17 protein-coding genes are annotated in these 17,266 nt (G+C 45.3%); 9 read left to right on the plus strand and 8 right to left on the minus strand.

Going from position 1 to position 17,266, the window contains the following annotated elements; genetic code table 11:
• Positions 1–8 precede the first annotated feature (8 nt).
• The 3 genes from qoxB to qoxD are packed head-to-tail and all read left to right on the plus strand — an operon-like array spanning position 9 to position 3,008.
• Positions 9–1,952: a cytochrome aa3 quinol oxidase subunit I gene (qoxB, locus tag ABHN01_RS07375; protein WP_429874991.1), complete on the plus strand. Its 1,944-nt coding sequence runs from the start codon at positions 9–11 to the stop codon at positions 1,950–1,952.
• A 14-nt stretch (positions 1,953–1,966) separates the two neighbouring features.
• A complete protein-coding gene (qoxC, locus tag ABHN01_RS07380) occupies positions 1,967–2,587 on the plus strand; it encodes a cytochrome aa3 quinol oxidase subunit III (RefSeq protein ID WP_429874992.1) in 621 nt (206 codons plus the stop codon).
• Positions 2,580–3,008: a cytochrome aa3 quinol oxidase subunit IV gene (qoxD, locus tag ABHN01_RS07385; RefSeq protein ID WP_290397655.1), complete on the plus strand. Its 429-nt coding sequence runs from the start codon at positions 2,580–2,582 to the stop codon at positions 3,006–3,008. The genes qoxC and qoxD overlap by 8 nt, the downstream gene beginning before the upstream one ends.
• Positions 3,009–3,074: 66 nt before the next feature.
• Here qoxD and ABHN01_RS07390 read toward each other — a convergent pair whose 3' ends face one another.
• The 6 genes from ABHN01_RS07390 to ABHN01_RS07415 all read right to left on the minus strand — a co-directional run bounded on the left by ABHN01_RS07390 (position 3,075) and on the right by ABHN01_RS07415 (position 9,402).
• A complete protein-coding gene (locus ABHN01_RS07390) occupies positions 3,075–3,359 on the minus strand; it encodes a spore morphogenesis/germination protein YwcE (RefSeq protein WP_429874993.1) in 285 nt (94 codons plus the stop codon).
• 354 nt (positions 3,360–3,713) lie between these two features.
• A complete protein-coding gene (locus ABHN01_RS07395; protein WP_429874994.1) occupies positions 3,714–4,988 on the minus strand; it encodes a glutamate-5-semialdehyde dehydrogenase in 1,275 nt (424 codons plus the stop codon).
• An 11-nt stretch (positions 4,989–4,999) separates the two neighbouring features.
• On the minus strand, positions 5,000–6,145 hold the full coding sequence (proB, locus tag ABHN01_RS07400; protein ID WP_429874995.1) for a glutamate 5-kinase: 1,146 nt from the start codon (positions 6,143–6,145) through the stop codon (positions 5,000–5,002).
• A gap of 334 nt (positions 6,146–6,479) precedes the next feature.
• A complete protein-coding gene (locus tag ABHN01_RS07405; RefSeq protein WP_429874996.1) occupies positions 6,480–8,270 on the minus strand; it encodes a DHA2 family efflux MFS transporter permease subunit in 1,791 nt (596 codons plus the stop codon).
• Positions 8,271–8,278: 8 nt separating this feature from the next.
• Positions 8,279–8,956, minus strand: a complete 678-nt coding sequence (locus ABHN01_RS07410; RefSeq protein ID WP_429874997.1) for an HlyD family secretion protein — start codon at positions 8,954–8,956, stop codon at positions 8,279–8,281.
• The gene (locus tag ABHN01_RS07415) at positions 8,953–9,402 is read right to left on the minus strand and encodes a MarR family winged helix-turn-helix transcriptional regulator (RefSeq protein WP_429874998.1); all 450 of its coding nucleotides are present in this window, start codon (positions 9,400–9,402) and stop codon (positions 8,953–8,955) included. Before ABHN01_RS07415 ends, ABHN01_RS07410 begins: the two co-directional genes overlap by 4 nt.
• A 371-nt stretch (positions 9,403–9,773) precedes the next feature.
• Here ABHN01_RS07415 and ABHN01_RS07420 point away from each other — a divergent pair, with 371 nt between their 5' ends.
• On the plus strand, positions 9,774–11,252 hold the full coding sequence (locus ABHN01_RS07420) for a phosphodiester glycosidase family protein (RefSeq protein ID WP_429874999.1): 1,479 nt from the start codon (positions 9,774–9,776) through the stop codon (positions 11,250–11,252).
• 62 nt (positions 11,253–11,314) lie between these two features.
• Here the strand turns inward: ABHN01_RS07420 and ABHN01_RS07425 are convergent, their stop codons facing one another.
• Positions 11,315–11,593, minus strand: coding sequence for a small, acid-soluble spore protein, alpha/beta type (locus ABHN01_RS07425; RefSeq protein WP_429875000.1), 279 nt, complete (start codon positions 11,591–11,593; stop codon positions 11,315–11,317).
• A gap of 290 nt (positions 11,594–11,883) precedes the next feature.
• Here ABHN01_RS07425 and msrA point away from each other — a divergent pair, with 290 nt between their 5' ends.
• Together msrA and fni are read left to right on the plus strand one after the other, a co-directional pair.
• Entirely contained in the window at positions 11,884–12,858 is a 975-nt protein-coding gene (gene msrA, locus ABHN01_RS07430) for a peptide-methionine (S)-S-oxide reductase MsrA (RefSeq protein WP_429875001.1), read from the plus strand.
• 105 nt (positions 12,859–12,963) lie between these two features.
• Positions 12,964–14,010 carry a type 2 isopentenyl-diphosphate Delta-isomerase gene (fni, locus tag ABHN01_RS07435; RefSeq protein ID WP_429875002.1) on the plus strand — a complete coding sequence of 349 codons (1,047 nt, stop codon included), beginning with the start codon at positions 12,964–12,966 and terminating at the stop codon, positions 14,008–14,010.
• Here the strand turns inward: fni and ABHN01_RS07440 are convergent.
• A complete protein-coding gene (locus ABHN01_RS07440) occupies positions 14,000–14,599 on the minus strand; it encodes a DUF3298 domain-containing protein (RefSeq protein ID WP_429875003.1) in 600 nt (199 codons plus the stop codon). The genes fni and ABHN01_RS07440 overlap by 11 nt on opposite strands.
• A gap of 303 nt (positions 14,600–14,902) precedes the next feature.
• On the opposite strand from ABHN01_RS07440, the gene ABHN01_RS07445 reads away from it, so the two are divergent.
• The 3 genes from ABHN01_RS07445 to ABHN01_RS07455 all read left to right on the plus strand — a co-directional run bounded on the left by ABHN01_RS07445 (position 14,903) and on the right by ABHN01_RS07455 (position 17,262).
• Entirely contained in the window at positions 14,903–15,739 is an 837-nt protein-coding gene (locus tag ABHN01_RS07445; RefSeq protein WP_429875004.1) for a GNAT family N-acetyltransferase, read from the plus strand.
• Between the two features lie 17 nt (positions 15,740–15,756).
• Positions 15,757–16,200 (plus strand): N-acetyltransferase family protein, encoded by a 444-nt coding sequence (locus ABHN01_RS07450; protein WP_429875005.1) that lies wholly within the window; start codon positions 15,757–15,759, stop codon positions 16,198–16,200.
• A gap of 93 nt (positions 16,201–16,293) precedes the next feature.
• On the plus strand, positions 16,294–17,262 hold the full coding sequence (locus tag ABHN01_RS07455; RefSeq protein ID WP_429875006.1) for a YbgA family protein: 969 nt from the start codon (positions 16,294–16,296) through the stop codon (positions 17,260–17,262).
• Positions 17,263–17,266 lie beyond the last annotated feature (4 nt).

Raw genomic sequence — 17,266 nt, forward strand, 5'->3', positions numbered from 1 at the left:
ACTAAATTATGAAATGGGATGAATTTTTTGTTACCGGTGACCCGCTGATTTACGGTGCGGACGTTTCCATCGGTTTAACAGTAATCGGACTTCTGTTTTATCTGACATATTTTAAAAAATGGCAGTGGCTTTGGAAAGAATGGCTCACTACCGTTGACCATAAAAAATTAGGAATCATGTACATCGCTTCTGCGGTTCTTATGCTATTCCGCGGTGGTGTCGATGCATTGCTCATGCGTACACAGCTTGCTGTACCGGATGCAAAATTCCTTGATGCCCAGCACTATAACGAAATCTTTACAACACACGGTACGATCATGATCATCTTCATGGCGATGCCGTTCTTGATTGGTTTGATCAACGTAGTTATCCCGCTTCAAATCGGAGCGCGTGACGTAGCGTTCCCTTATTTGAACGCCGTAAGTTTCTGGACGTTCTTTATCGGAGCAATGCTCTTTAATATCTCGTTCGTTATCGGTGGATCACCATCTGCCGGTTGGACAGCCTACATGCCGCTTGCCGGTAATGAGTTAAGTCCTGGTCCGGGTCAGAACTACTACTTGCTCGGTCTTCAGATATCCGGGATCGGTACCCTGTTGACGGGTATTAACTTCCTGGTAACGATTTTAAAAATGCGAGCGCCAGGCATGACATTGTTTAGAATGCCAATGTTCACTTGGTCTGCGCTCATTACTATGGTCATCATCGTGTTCGCGTTCCCTATTCTTACAGTAGCGCTTGCACTTATGACATTTGATCGTTTATTCGGAGCTCATTTCTTCACGCTTCAAGGAGCGGGGATGGATATGCTATGGGCGAACTTGTTCTGGCTTTGGGGCCACCCGGAAGTATACATCGTTATCCTTCCTGCGTTCGGTATGTTCTCAGAGATTATCAGTACATTTGCCCGCAAGGTGCTTTTCGGTTACAAAGCGATGGTATGGGCGATGGTTCTTATCGCAGCATACAGCTTCCTGGTTTGGGTCCATCACTTCTTCACAATGGGCACAGGTGCAGCAGTTAACACTGCATTCTCGATCAGTACCATGCTGATCGGTATTCCGACCGGTATTAAGATCTTTAACTGGTTGTTTACGATGTACAAAGGTAAGATTTCATTTACGACACCAATGCTTTGGGCACTAGGATTTATCGTAAACTTTGTTGTCGGTGGGGTAACAGGTGTCATGCTTGCGATGGCTGCTGCTGACTACCAGTACCATAACACGTACTTCCTTGTTTCTCACTTCCACTATGTATTGATCGCAGGAACAGTCTTTGGGTGTTTCGCAGGACTTGTATTCTGGTATCCGAAAATGTTCGGCTACAAGCTGAATGAACGTATTGGTAAATGGGTATTCTGGTTGTTCATGATCGGGTTTAACGTATGTTTCTTCCCGCAGTATTTCCTGGGCCTTGATGGAATGCCGCGCCGTGTTTACACGTACAGCGCAGCATCAGGCTGGGGAGATCTTAATATGGTCTCTACTGTAGGAGCGTTCGTGATGGGTATCGGATTCCTGGCCCTTGTTTATAACATCTACTACAGCTTCCGTTACTCAGAGCGTGAAAACACTGGTGACTCTTGGGGCCTTGGACGTACACTTGAGTGGGCAACTACATCTGCCGTACCGCCGCACTATAACTTTGCGGTAACTCCAACTGTAGAAGGTTTGGATCCAGTTGTCGCGATCCGCAATGACAAGAAAGACGTAACACCGAAATTGGCTGATATTAAGCCGATTCACATGCCTGACAACTCAGGAGTACCGTTCGTTATGGCGTCCTTCTTCTTCGTTGCAGGTTTCGGATTAGTATTCGAATGGTACTGGATGGGCATCGTTGGATTGATCGGTGTATTCATTACCTTGATCATCCGCTCATTTGATAAGAATGAAGGTTACTATGTAAGTGTTGATGAAATAAAAGAAACTGAACGGATTACCGTTTAAAGGAGGCGTGAACAATGGCACATGCAGAAGTACACGATCATAACACGCCTTTAGAATATCAATCAGAAACCGGGCGCTTGAATATCCTCGGTTTCTGGATATTCCTTGGGGCGGAAATTGCGTTGTTCTCTACGTTGTTTGCTACCTATCTCGTTCTGATGTACAGAACTGCAGATGGGCCTACACCTCATGAGCTGTTTGAACTTAAAGGTGTATTGATTGAAACATTCCTGCTGTTGACCAGCAGTTTCACTTGCGGTATTGCGATTCACGAAATGCGCAAACGCAACAGAACAGGATTATTTGTCTGGATGATCATCACGCTCGCACTTGGAGCTGGGTTCCTGGGCTATGAAATCTTCGAGTTTGTTACTTACGTACATGAAGGTGCAGCACTAGGAACAAGCGCGTTCTGGTCTGGATTCTTCGTTATCGTAGGAACGCACGGACTTCACGTAACCATGGGTATTGCATGGATTATCTTAATCTTGATACAGGTGGCAAGGCGAGGATTAACGCCTCAGACGTCAGCGAAGGTCTTTATCTCAAGTTTATACTGGCACTTCCTTGATGTTGTGTGGATCTTCATCTTCACTGCCGTGTATTTGACAGGGATGGTGTTGCACAATGGCTAATCCACAAAATCAAGCTGTATCAAACGAACATGGCGGTATACCTTGGAAACACGTGGTTGGTTATATCCTGTCCATCGTTCTTACTGCATTAGCTCTATGGGTAACATTTGAAACAGGCTTTTCAAAACAAACGATTCTTATCATCATCTTTATCTTTGCGTTCTTGCAAGCGGCTCTTCAGCTTCTCATGTTCATGCATATGACAGAGAGCTCCGAAAAGAGCAGCTCGCTTACAGGTAAAACCCAGACAGGAAACATCTTGTTTGCTGCATTCATCGCGATCGTTATCGTTGCAGGTAGTGTATGGGTAATGTCTGCAGGACATGCAAAGCATGACCATCATAAAATGGATCATAACAAGATGGAAATGGATGGTTCAGATCATAAGATGGATAAAGATATGGAAGGCATGGATCACTAGATCTGCCATAGAAACACAAAGAAAGCTCTCTTGCAGGATTCCTGCAAGGAGCTTTTTTATTTTATCTTATTTAGATTCACGGAAAAGTTTGCGTTTTTCTCTTTCACGTTGGATAAACGGTATGGCGTAAATTTTGAAAGCAGCAACGTGGGCAAAAACAACGTTTGCCACAAACACGATATTAAACAGCAGATGAGCCAGTGGATTCAAATCTCCGGCCAAAAAGAGGCCGACATAGAGCCACATGATCGCGATAAACGGAATCTGCCATAAAGCAAGCTTTCTATGATCGTGCCATAGGAATAGCGGAGTAGCCGTGGCCACGAATAGATATACAACATACACATCCATTACAATCAACTCCTTAAGTAGATGACAGCGTTTGCAATTGTGACGAAGTTAGGTCTGTTTTGTGAACATTTTGTTACAGTTAGTATACCACGTTTTCAAAAATATACTACAGAAAATTTAGAAAATAGGACTATTTTCTATAAAAAATTCCAGTTATACAGTTAGCTTGTAAGCTTTGATGCCGTGTTTTATAATCAATGATTTTGAGGTAGAATCAATTACTGGTCCTTTTGGTTCAATTATCCCCTTCTTTCGTTCAATTATTCTCTCATTTGGTTCAATAACGACAAAAAAGACGCTTTTCCTTATAAAAAAGCATGGCGCAGACGCGCCATGCTTTTTTAGAACTACCGATTATCTGATCTGTCCGTCACCGGTCATGCAGTATTTTGTCGTCGTGAGCGCTGGTAAGCCCATAGGGCCGCGTGCATGAAGCTTTTGGGTAGAGATGCCGATTTCAGCGCCAAAGCCCAGCGCAGAGCCGTCAGTAAAGCGTGTAGACGCGTTATGGTACACGGCAGCTGCATCGATGCGGCTCATAAAGACTTCTGCTGTGGCAGCGTCTTCTGTGACGATTGCTTCTGAATGCTTTGTACCGTAGCGGTCGATATGTTCAATCGCTTCTTCTGTGCTCTCTACGGTTTTGATCGCGATAGAAAGGCCAAGGAATTCTTCTGCCCAATCCTTTTCGGAAGCTGGAACAGCATCGGCGAAGGCAGAAACAACAAACTCGTCGCCATGAACGGAAATTCCATGTTCCTTCAGCACGTTTTCTAGCACAGATTGATACTCATTGAGCCAGTCCTTATGAACGATCAAGGTCTCTGCTGCGTTGCAGACCGCAGGACGGTCGGTTTTCGCATTAATGAGTATATTGAGGGCTTTCTCCAAATCAGCCTCTTTATCAACGTAAATATGGCAGTTTCCAACGCCTGTTTCAAGAACAGGAACCGTCGCTTCGTTCACAACCGTATTGATCAACGAACCGCCTCCGCGTGGAATCAGTACGTCAATGTGTTCTTTCATCGTAAAAAGCTCACTTGAGGCTTTTCTATCTGTTGTCGCAATCAATTGAGCGGCATCAGCAGGAATACTGGTTTTAGCCAGCCCCTGCTGAATGACCTGGATAATGGCCTTATTGGAATGAATGGCGCTTGAACCGCCTTTTAAGACGATTGCATTACCTGACTTTAAAGCTAAGCCGGTAGCATCCACAGTGACGTTTGGCCGTGCTTCGTAAATCATGCCAATCACTCCGAGCGGTACACGTTTTTGTTCAACTCTCATTCCGTTGTCGAGGGTCCATTCACTGACAGTCTCACCCACAGGGTCATCCTGGCCAGCTACTTGTCTGAGTCCTTTGGCAAAATCTGCAATTCTTTCCTCGGTAAGAGAGAGCCTGTCCATAAAGGCTTGGCTGAAGTCCTTCTTCCTGCCGTTCTGCAAGTCTTTTTCATTTTCATTTAATATAAAGGAAGCTCGCTCTTCAAGCTCATCAGCTAATATGAAGAGCGCCTCGTTCTTATCCTTTTCATTCAGTATGGCAAGTTCTTTTGATGCCTTTTGTGCGGCCTTCGCCTGCTCTTTTACATTGGTTTTATTTTTAACTTCAGATTCTAAAATACTCATCCAACGCCTCCTTAAGATAATAGTGGTACAGCTAACTGGGTGTGGCACACAAGATCAGCATTATGAATAGCTTCTTGCGGATCAACATCGATAATGTCCGCGATCTCGTCATTGGAATGCCCTTTAATCTTGATCAGCTGTCTTGAAGAATAATTGCTGACACCTAGGCCGATCTGTAAGCCGTCCAAATCTTTAATTCGCACAACGGCACCTTTTTTAAAATAGCCTTCTACATATTCAATGCCGTCAGGATACAGGCTTTTGTGTTCTGCAATCTCGTCTTTTGCTTCATTCGATACAATTATTTCTCCTTCAGGACCGGAATGAAAAGCAATCCACTGTCTTCTGACATCCAGGTTTTCTGAATCGTCTTTTGGTGTAAAGTACGTTCCTTTGGCTGTCTCCTGAACCGCATTGTAGATAATATGAGGGATGGACGCGTCTCCTAAAAAGGAAGGGATGCCTGAGGCCATCGCAATCTTGACTGCATCTATCTTGGAACGCATGCCGCCGGTTCCGACCTCGCTTCCGGACTCACCGGCTGAAGCTTCAATTTCTGGTGTGATCTCATATACTTCTTCTAAAAGCTTTGCGTCTGGATTGCTTCTCGGGTCCTCTGTATATAATCCATCGATGTCTGAAAGGATCAGCAGCTGGTCGGCGTCCATTAACCCTGATACTTTAGCTGAAAGGGTGTCGTTATCACCAAACTTCAGCCGTTCAACAGTAATGGTGTCATTTTCATTAATAATGGGTACGATCCCGCGATCCAATAAAACGTTGATTGTATTTCGTGCATTGTTATACCTTTTCCGGTCGGAAAAGTCACTTCTTGTAATTAAAATTTGTGAAGCCGTATAGCCGTGGGACAGGAAACGTTCAGAATAAGCTTCCATTAATAACCCTTGGCCAATGGCTGCGGCAGCCTGTTTTTCTGGCAATGAAGTGGGTCTGGACAGGCATCCGAGCTTTCTGTAGCCCGCAGCTACGGCACCGGAAGAAACAAGAAGTACTTCATGTCCTTCATCTTTAAGCATAACGATCTCATCGACCAGCCGTTCCAATTTTCGGCGGCTGATTTCTCCGTGTCTGCTGGTCAGGGAACTTGATCCGATTTTTACAACAATTCGTTTGTTTTTAGTAGTAGATAATTTCAACTCTTTCACTCCTTATTTCCTCGTTTACCCCGTTCAATAATCAACGGATACGAGTATAACGAAGCTTCAAAAACGATACAACCGCTCATGCCGAGATAGTCAGGATATGGTCCAGAAAGGAAGGAAAACAGAGGATGAATGATTTAATTCGGTGAAAGGATGTAACAGGCTATGAGGGAATGCCAGGGGAAGAATTATGGAAAAATTTTAAGAGAGGAAAATGCAAGATTTTGGTTGTTTTTAACGTGAGGCAGGCAAGCAAACCCCTTGTCATGTAAGGGTTTTCATTCGTTTTCATAAAAAGGGGGAAGCTTTATCAGCTTCCTTCAATTAATTATTTTTGTGGGATCACCCGCTTGATAAAAAAAGAAAGGATGAGTGCCACAACTGCGATACCAGTGGCGACCATGAACGAATCATTGATTCCGTCGATGGCTGCCTGTTTGGCTGCTGTTCCATAAATCACTTGAATGCCAAGTGTACTCCCTGCTCCTGCCGGTAATCCTGCCGCTTGAGCCAATCCTTGCCCAAGCGCTGAAAGCTTATCGGCGATGTAAGGGTTGGCGCTCGTTACTACGTTGGAATAGTCAGCCATGTGATACTCCTGGCGGTTGGAGAACACGGTAACGAGAAAGGCGGTACCGAGCGATCCTGCTACCTGCCGCATCGTATTGGAAGTGGCAGTACCATGGCTGTTTAAGTGCCGAGGCAGCTGGTTCATCCCTGCCGTCATTACGGTCATCATCAAGAAGGACATACCAAACATACGGGAAACATAAAGAAGCAGGATATGTCCATACGTTGTGTCAGTCGATAGCCGGCTGAACGCCCATGTTGTAATAACGGTGATGATTAATCCTATAATCGCCAGTGGCCTTGCGCCGATTCGGTCAAAAAGCGCTCCCGAAATAGGAGACATGATTCCCATGATAATTGCTCCAGGAAGCAATAAGAGCCCGGATTCAAAAGGCGTGAATCCCCGTATGTTCTGCAGGTAAATAGGAAGCAGGATCATGGCGGCGAACATGGCCATGTTGATGATCATACTGATGACGGTCGTTAAGGCAAAAACGTCATACTTAAAGACTCTCAAGTCCAGCATCGGTTTATCTGTAGTAAGCTCTCTAATCGTGAAAGCGACAAGAGAAATAATGCCAATAAGGATCGTCGACATGACAATCGTGCTGGTCCAGCCCTTATTTCCGGCCTCACTGAATCCGTAGAGCAAAAATCCGAAACCGAAAGTAGAGAAAAGGAACCCCGGAAAATCGAACTTAGGGCTTGATTTCTTAATCACATCCTTCATCCAGACGAAAGCAATGATCAGATCGACCACACCAAAAGGAAAGATGATATCAAATAAAAGCCTCCATGAATAATGTTCAACGATATACCCGGAGAGCGTAGGGCCGATGGCTGGGGCAAACAGCATGGCAATTCCCATGGTACCCATCGCCTGGCCGCGTTTTTCAATCGGGAAAACAGTAAGAAATACGGTCATCATCAAAGGCATGATGATTCCAGCTCCTGAAGCTTGAACAACCCTTCCGAGCATCAGCATGCCAAAGGAGGCCGAAAACGAACAAATCACGGCTCCTGCTGTAAAAAGGAACATGGCGGTAATGAATAACGTGCGCGTTCCAAACTTTTCAATGAGATAAGCCGTAAGCGGTATACATACACCGTTGACGAGCATGTAACCGGTTGAAATCCATTGCACGGTGTTGGCAGAGACGTTTAAATCGTTCATGATGTGGGGGGTGGCAACATTGAGCAATGTTTGGTTCAAGATGGCGATGAAAGCACCGAGCATCAGCACGGTAAGAATTTTGCCGACAGGAATCGGCTCATCTTTTTTGAAGGTCTTCGTCCGCTGAAGCGAGCGCTCCCCTGAATGCTTCTCAGCGGCAGAAGTTACATACTCAAGTGCAGGTTCGGAGACTGCAGTATCCTCAAGCGTCTCATCAATAAGAACGTTTGATTCATTCGGATGGCCGGTCGCCCTTTCCGAAATCAGTTCGTTTTCTTCTCCTTGTTTTTTTCGTTTGGAGCGTATGGCCATATAGTTGACGGTCAGCAAAAGAATAATGCATAGGATGGCGTAACCTATAAAATAAATCGACATCATATCACCTACTTGTGAATCCGTACGGTTACATTCATTCCAGGTACAATATCAAGTCCTTGGTAGCTGTCTAATTCAATTTTTACAGGAATAACTTGGGTCACTTTTGTGTAGTTCGCTGTATTGTTTGAGTTTGGCAATAAAGAAAATGTATTGGCCGTAGCTAGACCAATTTTTTTCACTTTTCCAGAAAGCGAATTGTCCGGATAAGAATCAACGTAAACATCTACTTCCTGTCCCACTTTTACATCGTTGATATCCGTCTCCTTCACGTTCGCGGTTACCCAAAGATCGCTTAAATCATAAACATGCGCCAGCGGTGTACCTGCTGCAACGAACGAATCTTCCACTGCGGACTGCTGTACCACGGTACCATCCTTTGGCAGAGTAATCTTAACCTTTGACATGCCTGCAGCGGCAGGGGTTGCTGCAGTTCCGGCTGCTGGAGCAGCAGAGATAGTGCCAATCTCTTCGCCTTTGTTAAATTCCTTCCCGATCGATCCCTTCCAATCCGTTAATTTGCCATTGGCAGGAGCTGCAATCGTTACCTGCTCGCCTGCGATTTGGGCATTATCAGTTTTGATGTAAGACACGGATTGATTGTAGTAATAGTAAGCTGCAAATCCGCCTCCGATTAAAATTAATAAAATTATAACGTTCAATAAAGCTAAACGTTTCATGTTCATTTCTTGTTTTCCTCCTTGGCCGTCAAAACGTCCAGTATTAAATGATGAATTCTAAGTAAATGGTCCTTATCTTCCTGAGGCATGGCCGTCAGTTCCATAATTTTAGTGGTAAAGGAAGAATCAGTCCCCGTTGCTTCCTCCAGCTTTTCTTCGCCTTTTCTGGTGAGTTTTAATGTAATGGCTCTTCGATCGGCGGAAGAGGTATGTCTTTCCAAAAGTTGATGAGCGACAAGGCGGTCTACCACTCCGCTCATTGTGCTGTTTGTCAGCTTGAGGCTGCCTGCAAGCTCTCTCAGCCCTACATCCGGTGTACGGTGGATCTTGTACAGCGCTTTGACTTGTACAACGGTTAGCCCGGCCCGGCCGGCGTCTTTCTTGATTAGCGAATAGAGTGCTTTTTGTATTTGTATAAAGGAATCGAGCAGCTCATTATTGAGCAGATTCATTCCACGATCGTCCCCACTTTCTAATAAACTTAACAGTTCGCATTGTAAATAGTTTGCATACTAACTATTTATGCACAGAGATATAATAAATGCTTGTGAATTATTTTGTCAATATAAAACAGCTATTACAAAATTTATTTTGCCACGATACGGCCTTGTATACTCTCTTGGCTTGGTTTACCTGTAAAAACAGATGTTTATAAAAACTATAGAAACCATTTACAACTTCTATAAATGGCTGTAACTCCTTTCACATATAGATAGGTTATCGTTGCTTTGAAACTAAGAGAAGTGGAGGTATAGCGTTGAAACATAAATCAATTTTATCCTCTTGTATCCAAGCATTCATGGTTATATCAGTGATAAGCCTAATGAATCCTAGCTACGAGGCACATGCAGAGGATTATTTTTCCAAGCCAAAAATCAAGCATACGGAACAGCTGCAGAAGGGCCTCGCATACACCCATGCTGTTTATGGGGAAAACGATCCAAATCCGGGATATATGGTGGATGCTGCCTTTACCAAAACAAAAAAAGAAGCAGATGAGCTTCTGAACGAACTCATCGAAAAGGGTTATGCCGCATCAATAAAAACGTTGGCGGAACGGGCGCAGGATGATCCTTTGCGCGGGAGCCCGCTCGGATATCTTGTTCGTACCGGTCCTTTTCAAAAGGAAACGGAAGCAAAATCAGAGCAAAAGAAGCTGGTTTCTTCAGGCTATAGTAAAGCGAAGGTCGTGTATCAACCTGAAGATGGAGAAAAGGCTTCCGGGCCATGGACAGTTCGTGTCCTTGAGATATTCCCTGAAAAATGGACGGGACAAATGATACCTTCCTTAGGGAGCGGCATTGTGCCAGGCAGAGAAAAATTGAGCGGCATGGCTTCAAAAAAGAAAGCCGTTGCCGGTATTAATGGAGGATACTTTGTCATGGGTCCTCAAGATGGAACCGAAGGCGATTTAGCTGGAGTTTCTGTCATTAATGGGGAGCTGATCAGCGAGGCGGTAAAGGGAAGAACGAGCCTGCTTATCGGAAAGGACAATAGGTCGGCAATTTCCTCGGTACGTACAAGGTTAACGGTAAAAGGGACGGATGGCATGAAAGCACAACTGGACGGTTTAAACAGGGATCCCGGACGCATCCGTGGGTGCGGAGGCCTTGGTGATCTTGAGACCACACTGCCTAAACATGATTTTACGTGCACAGATAAGGACGAACTGATTCAATATAATTCAATCTTCGGTAAAAAAGCTCCAGAAGGTCCGGGAGCTGAAGCGGTGATGGATCGTACCGGAAAGGTATTGGCTGTTCATAAATCAAGGGGCAGTGATATTCCGTTCGGAGGCTCTGTTGTTGCAGGAACGGGCAAATCTGCAGCTTGGCTTCTGGAACATGCTGTCACCGGAAGAAAGCTTCGTATAGAAAAAATGGTGTTTGCTGGTCACAGATACATTCCTGCTTATAAAAAAATGGGCATCATCAATGGAGGCCCTCAATTGTTGAAGGACGGAAAGATTGATATCGATGCTGCAAAAGAAGGGTTTCATCAGCCCGACGATCCTGAATTCTACTATCGTTTTGGTGAACGGCGGCATCCAAGAACGATTGCAGGCATAAAGCCAAATGGGAATGTCCTGCTCGTCACGGTTGATGGAAGAAGCCCTGGATACAGCATCGGAATGAATTTTGATGAAGAAGCTCAACTCATGAAATCACTGGGCGCTGTCGATGCTGTAAACTTGGATGGCGGCGGATCGACAGGCATGGTCATCAAAAGCCGGCTCGTTACCGATCCATCCGATGCAACAGGTGAACGGCCGATTGGTGATGGAATTTTACTCGTCCCTTGATGTTAATGTTAAAAAAAAGGCTGGACGCGTGGCAGTTGAATGTTTGCCGTGCGCCAGCCCTTTTAATGCTGTTTATTAAGATGCTGCTTCGCCTGCCGGATCAGCTCACTGACCATCCGGCCACCGATCTGTCCGCCAACGGTTCCTGCCTGTTTGGCGGTAAGCTGGCCGTTATAATCCTTCTGAAGAGGAACATTAACATCCTTCGCCACCTCAAACTTAACGTTGTCAGGCTTTGACGGGTCCACCTGATAGCCCACCTCTCTCATCACCTGGGCCTTTAATTGATCAAGTGCTTCCCTCGCTTCTGGCACTAGCGGCCTTCGACTTCTTCTACCCATTATTTTCCCTCCGTTTTCGTCGTTCTTACAGTTAGTTTGCCCATTAAGTGCAAGTTAAACCGCTGGAAGGGAGGGCAGGGAGAAGGTTCGATATGTTATTGGTCCGCGGGGAAGTGGTTACTTGCGAAAACGGATTGTTTACTTGCGGTGATTACTTGTAAAACACATCATTTTCAAAAAAAGCACTTCAGCTTTTTAAACTAAGCATTATTTTTTTATTAAGTGCCATACTTGTTTTATGATAGGAACAATAGAACATTAAGACTTTCAAAAGAATGGGAGTGAGGTCTTTGAATACTCAGCATAACAATCAGCAGCTTGCGACTTTTGCGGGAGGGTGTTTCTGGTGCATGGTTTCCCCGTTTGAAGAAATGCCGGGGATCCTAAGTGTGGTATCCGGCTATACCGGCGGACATACGGAAAATCCGACCTATGAGGAAGTGTGTTCTGATACAACAGGGCACTATGAAGCGGTGCAAATTACATTTGATCCTGAATTGTTTTCGTATAAAAAATTATTGCAGCTCTTCTGGCAGCAAATCGATCCGACGGATCCTGGCGGACAATTTTATGATCGCGGCGATTCTTACCGCACCGCTATTTTTTATCATAACGAAGAGCAAAAAGAATGGGCAGAGGCTTCTAAACAGGAGTTAGCCGAAAGCGGACGCTTTCAGAAACCCATTGTTACGGAGATTCTGCCAGCCTCTGTGTTTTATCCAGCTGAAGAGTACCATCAGGATTATCATAAGAAAAATCCGGCTCATTACAAGCGCTATCGTACCGGATCTGGCCGTGAGGATTTCATTAACAGCCATTGGCAGTCCAAGCCTGACAAGAATGAGCTGAAGCAAAGGTTAACACCGATCCAATATGAAGTCACACAAAATGACGCAACAGAGCCGCCGTTTCAAAATCCGTTCTGGGATCATAAAGAAGAAGGCATCTATGTTGATATTGTTTCTGGAGAGCCTCTGTTCAGTTCTCTTGACAAATTTGATTCCAGCTGCGGATGGCCGAGCTTTACGAAGCCCGTACGCCAAGCGGGAGTCAAGGAGAGGACGGATTTGAGCCACTTCATGGTTCGTACGGAAGTGAGAAGCAGCGGTGCCGACTCTCATCTTGGCCATGTTTTTAATGATGGCCCCAAAGAGGCAGGCGGACTGCGCTACTGCATCAATTCTGCGGCATTACGGTTTGTTCCAATAGAAGACCTTGAAAAAGAAGGTTATGGCGAGTACCGTGCCCTTTTTGAAAAAAAGTAAATGAAGCCATATAGAACAGGCGGCCACACTGCCTGTTTTCTTTTGTTCTTTTAGGTTTTGGGGAAGCCTAGGAAGACGCATGTGTTCAGATAGGAGGGTGAATGTGTGAGTCACGATCATCATAATACGGAAAAACGGAAAAACGAGCACATTGAAATTGCCTTAAACAAGGATGTCACTGGAAATAACATAACCACCGGCTTTGAGAACTACAGATTTAAGCATAATGCACTTCCCGAAATCAACTTCACCGACATCGACCTGAGTTCTGTTTTTCTGGGAAAACCGATAAAGGCACCCTTTTTGATCAGTTCGATGACAGGCGGAACAATGCAAGCGTATGGAATCAATAAAGCGCTCGCTCTGGCTGCAGAGGCACATGGCTGGGCCATCGGGTTAGGGTCAATGCGGGCAGCGATCGAGAACGAGGGCACCGCATACTCATTTCGGATCCGAAAATATGCTCCCTCAGCACCGATCATCGCTAACCTCGGAGCCGTTCAGCTGAATTATGGATATGGAATAAAAGAATGCAGGAGAGCGGTGGAGATTGCCGAGGCAGACGGGCTTGTCCTGCACCTTAACGGCTTGCAGGAAATATTCCAGCCGGAAGGAGACGTCAATTTCTCGAACTTATTGAAAAAAATCGAAGACGCAGCGAAAAACATGCCTGTCCCCCTTGGTGTGAAAGAAGTTGGAATGGGCATCGACGGAGAAACCGCCCAAAAATTAATCGATGCCGGCGTGCAGTTTATTGATGTTGCAGGAGCGGGAGGAACCTCGTGGATACAAGTGGAAAAGTATCGATCGAAGGACCCGATGAGAGAGCGGGCTGCAGAGGCTTTTCAGGATTGGGGATATTCAACGGCAGAAGCTCTCCTTGATGTTAGAAATTATTCAGCAGATGTTCCCTTAATCGCAAGCGGCGGGCTGAATAACGGCGTTGATGCTGCAAAAGCACTGTCACTTGGGGCAAACCTGGCGGGATTCGGACGCACCCTATTACGTGAGGCTGTCGACGATGAACAAGCTATACACTTGAGGCTGAACCAGATTGAGTTTGAGCTGCGTACGGCTATGTTTGGGATTGGGGCGGTGTCGCTGGCCGAACTCGCATCAACCACACGCTTTAAAAAAACCATCAGCGGATGAGCACTTCTGGTTTGAGGATAGCTGCTATCGTGTTATAGGGAATCGTAAACTCCGGAATTCCCACGTAGTAAGGTGTATATTCATAGCTTTGATAATAGATGACGAGGCCTGATTTGGTTAAATAAAAGCCATCCGTGTCTTTTACACTTTGATACGGCTGAATAAGGGGAAACTGATATTCTTTGAACTGTTTTTTGATGAGAGGGGTAATTCTGGTCTTATAATAGCTTCCTTTCTTAAACAGATCTCCCAGCTCATAAATCACACCGGTTTTGACGTTCATCGTAATGGACGCTTGGAGTGTCAGCCCGTGGGCCGCATTTTTCCAGTAAGCATAATTGGTGAACACAATACTCAGCCATTCGTCTTGATTGAGCTTCACCTCAAATAAACCAGACATCTCCTCTAAATCCTTGCGTTTGATTCCATTCTCAGCCATAAGGCTGAATACCTTATCCTCTATAGCTTTGTTCAGCTTAATCTGCGTCTCGGTTTCGGAGAGCCCTATGATTTGCGGATATTGCACCGTCGCTTTTTTCTTTTGGTATTGCTGAATCAACAGATTAGTATAGGATCGGGCATCATTCAAAGGTACTCACCTCATACTTGTTGGTATTTAAAGATGGCCGGGATGCATACCCGTACAGTTCAATGTATACATCGTTCGCAAAAAGGTGATTAGAAGCTGTAAGAGAGGAAACCCCAGAACCTATTTGAGGCTGCTTAACCTGTAGGTCATCATAAGGAGATTTTTATTGGATGCCAAAAAATATGCTTTTGATGCTGGCGGATAGGGAACATTCAAGCAGACGTAAAAAAGCAGGTGTTTTCTTCTTTTTATCGAACCCTAATGTAGGGAGAGCGAATCAATGGAAAGCTTGGCGGTGAAAAAATGGAGCTGGAGCAATTCAGGGAAATCAAAGACTTTTACAGGAGTACTGAGGCTTTTTTGATGCAGCATGAAGCAGCGGCGGAATGGATGACGTCCGGCTGCCTTGCTCAACTTGAGATCAAAGCATCAAGGAACAACCCGCCTTTTTTATGCTGTATTCGAAAGGGCGGCGAAGTGATATTTGCGGCTTTTATGAACCCGCCGCGCCCTTTGCTCATTTTTGGCAAAGAAGAGGCACTTGCCCTGCTGATCCATAAAATGATCGAGCAGGATTGGGGAATTTCAAAGCTTATTGCACCTTCAAATCTTGGACGTGCTTTTGCTGAAATATGGCTGAGAGAGACCGGGAGCACGCACCGTGTTTCCATGGGAATGAAGCTGTATCGGTTGAAGCAGATCACTGATTTTACCCCCTCGCTGGGAAGAATGCGTCAGGCAGAACGTGAAGACAGTGTACTGGCAGGAAGATGGCTGTATGAAATGGCCAGCGAGACCCGTGCCCTGATGACGGAGAGGGAAGCGCTGGAGGACGCGCGGCAAAAGATTCAGGATAAGAGAATCTATTTTTGGGAGTGCGGCCAGCCAGTCAGTATGGCGGCGGTTACAAGGCCAACGCCGCAAGGGATGACGGTCAATATGGTATATACTCCGCCAGAACATCGGAGGAAAGGGTTTGCCAAATCCTGTGTGGCGGATCTTAGCAGGAAGATCCTGCAATCAGGCAAAAAGTTCTGTACGATCTACACCGATGAAACGAACTCCTCTTCAAATAAAATTTACCGTGAAATCGGCTATGAGGAGATAGGGGGATATTCGGAGCTGTCTTTTAATCAGTGATGAAAAGGAGAATGGAAATGTCAGTACATATTCGAACGGCGAAACAGGAAGATGCAGCACAGCTGCGCATACTAATGCTGGAGTATATCGTCGATTTCTATAAAAGCCCTAAGCCAGAAGACCGAAAGCTGGATGAGCTGATCAGCGTGCTTTTAAAAAGAGAGAGAGGGATTCAGTTTGTCGCTGACCAAGAGGGAGTGCTTAAAGGCTTTGCCACGCTCTATTTTACATACAGTACGACAAGAGCTGCCGAGATCACCGTGATGAACGATTTGTATGTGGCAGAGGACAGCCGGGGCACAACTGCAGCTCAAGGGCTGTTTTATGCCTGTAAAGCATATACCGAACAGAACGGTTACGCGTCGATGCTTTGGGAAACGGCCGAGGACAACAGAAGGGCACAGCGCTTTTACGAGAAAATGGGCGGTAAGCGAGGAAACTTCCTTACCTATTCGATCTAACTTTTAGCGAACAGTACCTCATTCTATTTTCAGAATGAGGTTTTTTTGATTGGGACACAATGCTCTTATGAGATTCGTAAAAGGAGAATTGCCATGGGGTCGTTCGCGAAGCCAAAGCTTGTCGTCAGCCAGTGTATAGAATTTGATCATTGCCGTTATAATGGCGACTTGATCCATCATCCAACGATCCGCAAATTAATGAACCATGTGGATTTCCTGCCGGTTTGTCCAGAGGTCGAGATCGGCCTTGGAACACCGAGAGAAACGATCAGGATCGTCCTTCAGAATGGGGAGCAGCGTCTCGTGCAGCCGAAAACGAACAGAGATGTAACCGGCGACATGGAGAAGTTCTCAGTTGACTATCTGCATTCACTTCCGCACATCGATGGCTTTATTTTAAAAAGCAGATCCCCTTCCTGTGGGCTAAAGGAGGTAAAGCTGTACACCTCAACAGAAAAGGGGCCGGCAATTGGTTCAAGCAGCGGTCTTTTTGGCGGTAAAGTGCAAAAGATCTATCCTCATTTAGCGGTCGAGGATGAAGGGCGCCTTAATAACTTTCTCATCAGAGAGCGTTTCTTCACCAAAATTTTTTTACTGGCTGCATACAGGGAACTGAAAAGAGAAGGATCAGTACAGAAGCTCACGGACTTTCATAATAAAAATAAATACTTGTTCCTTGCCTACAGCCGGCCGACGCAAAAACTGCTCACACGTATATTAAAGAATAAAGAGAATTACCCTGCTGATGTACTATTCATGCTGTATGAAAAAGCGCTTCGCCGTCTGTTTTTAAGAACGGCACGCTATGATTCCAGCATTAATGCAGCAAAGGAAATGGCAAAAGCCTTTGACAAGGATCTGAACGAAAAAGAAAAGTTATACTTTCTGGAGCTCACAGAAAAAGTAGCGGAAAAAAAAGAGCCGTTTTCCAGTGTAATGGCACTGCTCAAGTCTTGGGCCTGCCGATTCGATGATGAAGAGCTGCTTCGGCAAAGCTGGTTTGAGCCATATCCCGGAGACTTGCTCGAAATATCGGATTCTGGAAAAGGAAGAGATTATTAATCAT

It is taken from the genome of Fictibacillus sp. NRS-1165 (assembly GCF_050468105.1).
In the GTDB taxonomy this organism is placed as follows: Bacteria; Bacillota; Bacilli; order Bacillales; family Fictibacillaceae; genus Fictibacillus_C; species Fictibacillus_C terrinigri.

Coding starts and splice junctions, on each gene's coding strand:
- qoxD (WP_290397655.1), top strand. CDS start 2,580: ATGGCTAATCCACAAAATCAAGCTGTATCAAACGAACATGGCGGTATA.
- ABHN01_RS07395 (WP_429874994.1), bottom strand. CDS start 4,988: ATGAGTATTTTAGAATCTGAAGTTAAAAATAAAACCAATGTAAAAGAG.
- ABHN01_RS07410 (WP_429874997.1), bottom strand. CDS start 8,956: ATGAACATGAAACGTTTAGCTTTATTGAACGTTATAATTTTATTAATT.
- ABHN01_RS07450 (WP_429875005.1), top strand. CDS start 15,757: ATGTCAGTACATATTCGAACGGCGAAACAGGAAGATGCAGCACAGCTG.
- ABHN01_RS07405 (WP_429874996.1), bottom strand. CDS start 8,270: ATGTCGATTTATTTTATAGGTTACGCCATCCTATGCATTATTCTTTTG.
- ABHN01_RS07425 (WP_429875000.1), bottom strand. CDS start 11,593: ATGGGTAGAAGAAGTCGAAGGCCGCTAGTGCCAGAAGCGAGGGAAGCA.
- qoxC (WP_429874992.1), top strand. CDS start 1,967: ATGGCACATGCAGAAGTACACGATCATAACACGCCTTTAGAATATCAA.
- ABHN01_RS07445 (WP_429875004.1), top strand. CDS start 14,903: ATGGAGCTGGAGCAATTCAGGGAAATCAAAGACTTTTACAGGAGTACT.
- ABHN01_RS07455 (WP_429875006.1), top strand. CDS start 16,294: ATGGGGTCGTTCGCGAAGCCAAAGCTTGTCGTCAGCCAGTGTATAGAA.
- ABHN01_RS07390 (WP_429874993.1), bottom strand. CDS start 3,359: ATGGATGTGTATGTTGTATATCTATTCGTGGCCACGGCTACTCCGCTA.
- ABHN01_RS07420 (WP_429874999.1), top strand. CDS start 9,774: ATGAATCCTAGCTACGAGGCACATGCAGAGGATTATTTTTCCAAGCCA.
- qoxB (WP_429874991.1), top strand. CDS start 9: ATGAAATGGGATGAATTTTTTGTTACCGGTGACCCGCTGATTTACGGT.
- ABHN01_RS07415 (WP_429874998.1), bottom strand. CDS start 9,402: ATGAATCTGCTCAATAATGAGCTGCTCGATTCCTTTATACAAATACAA.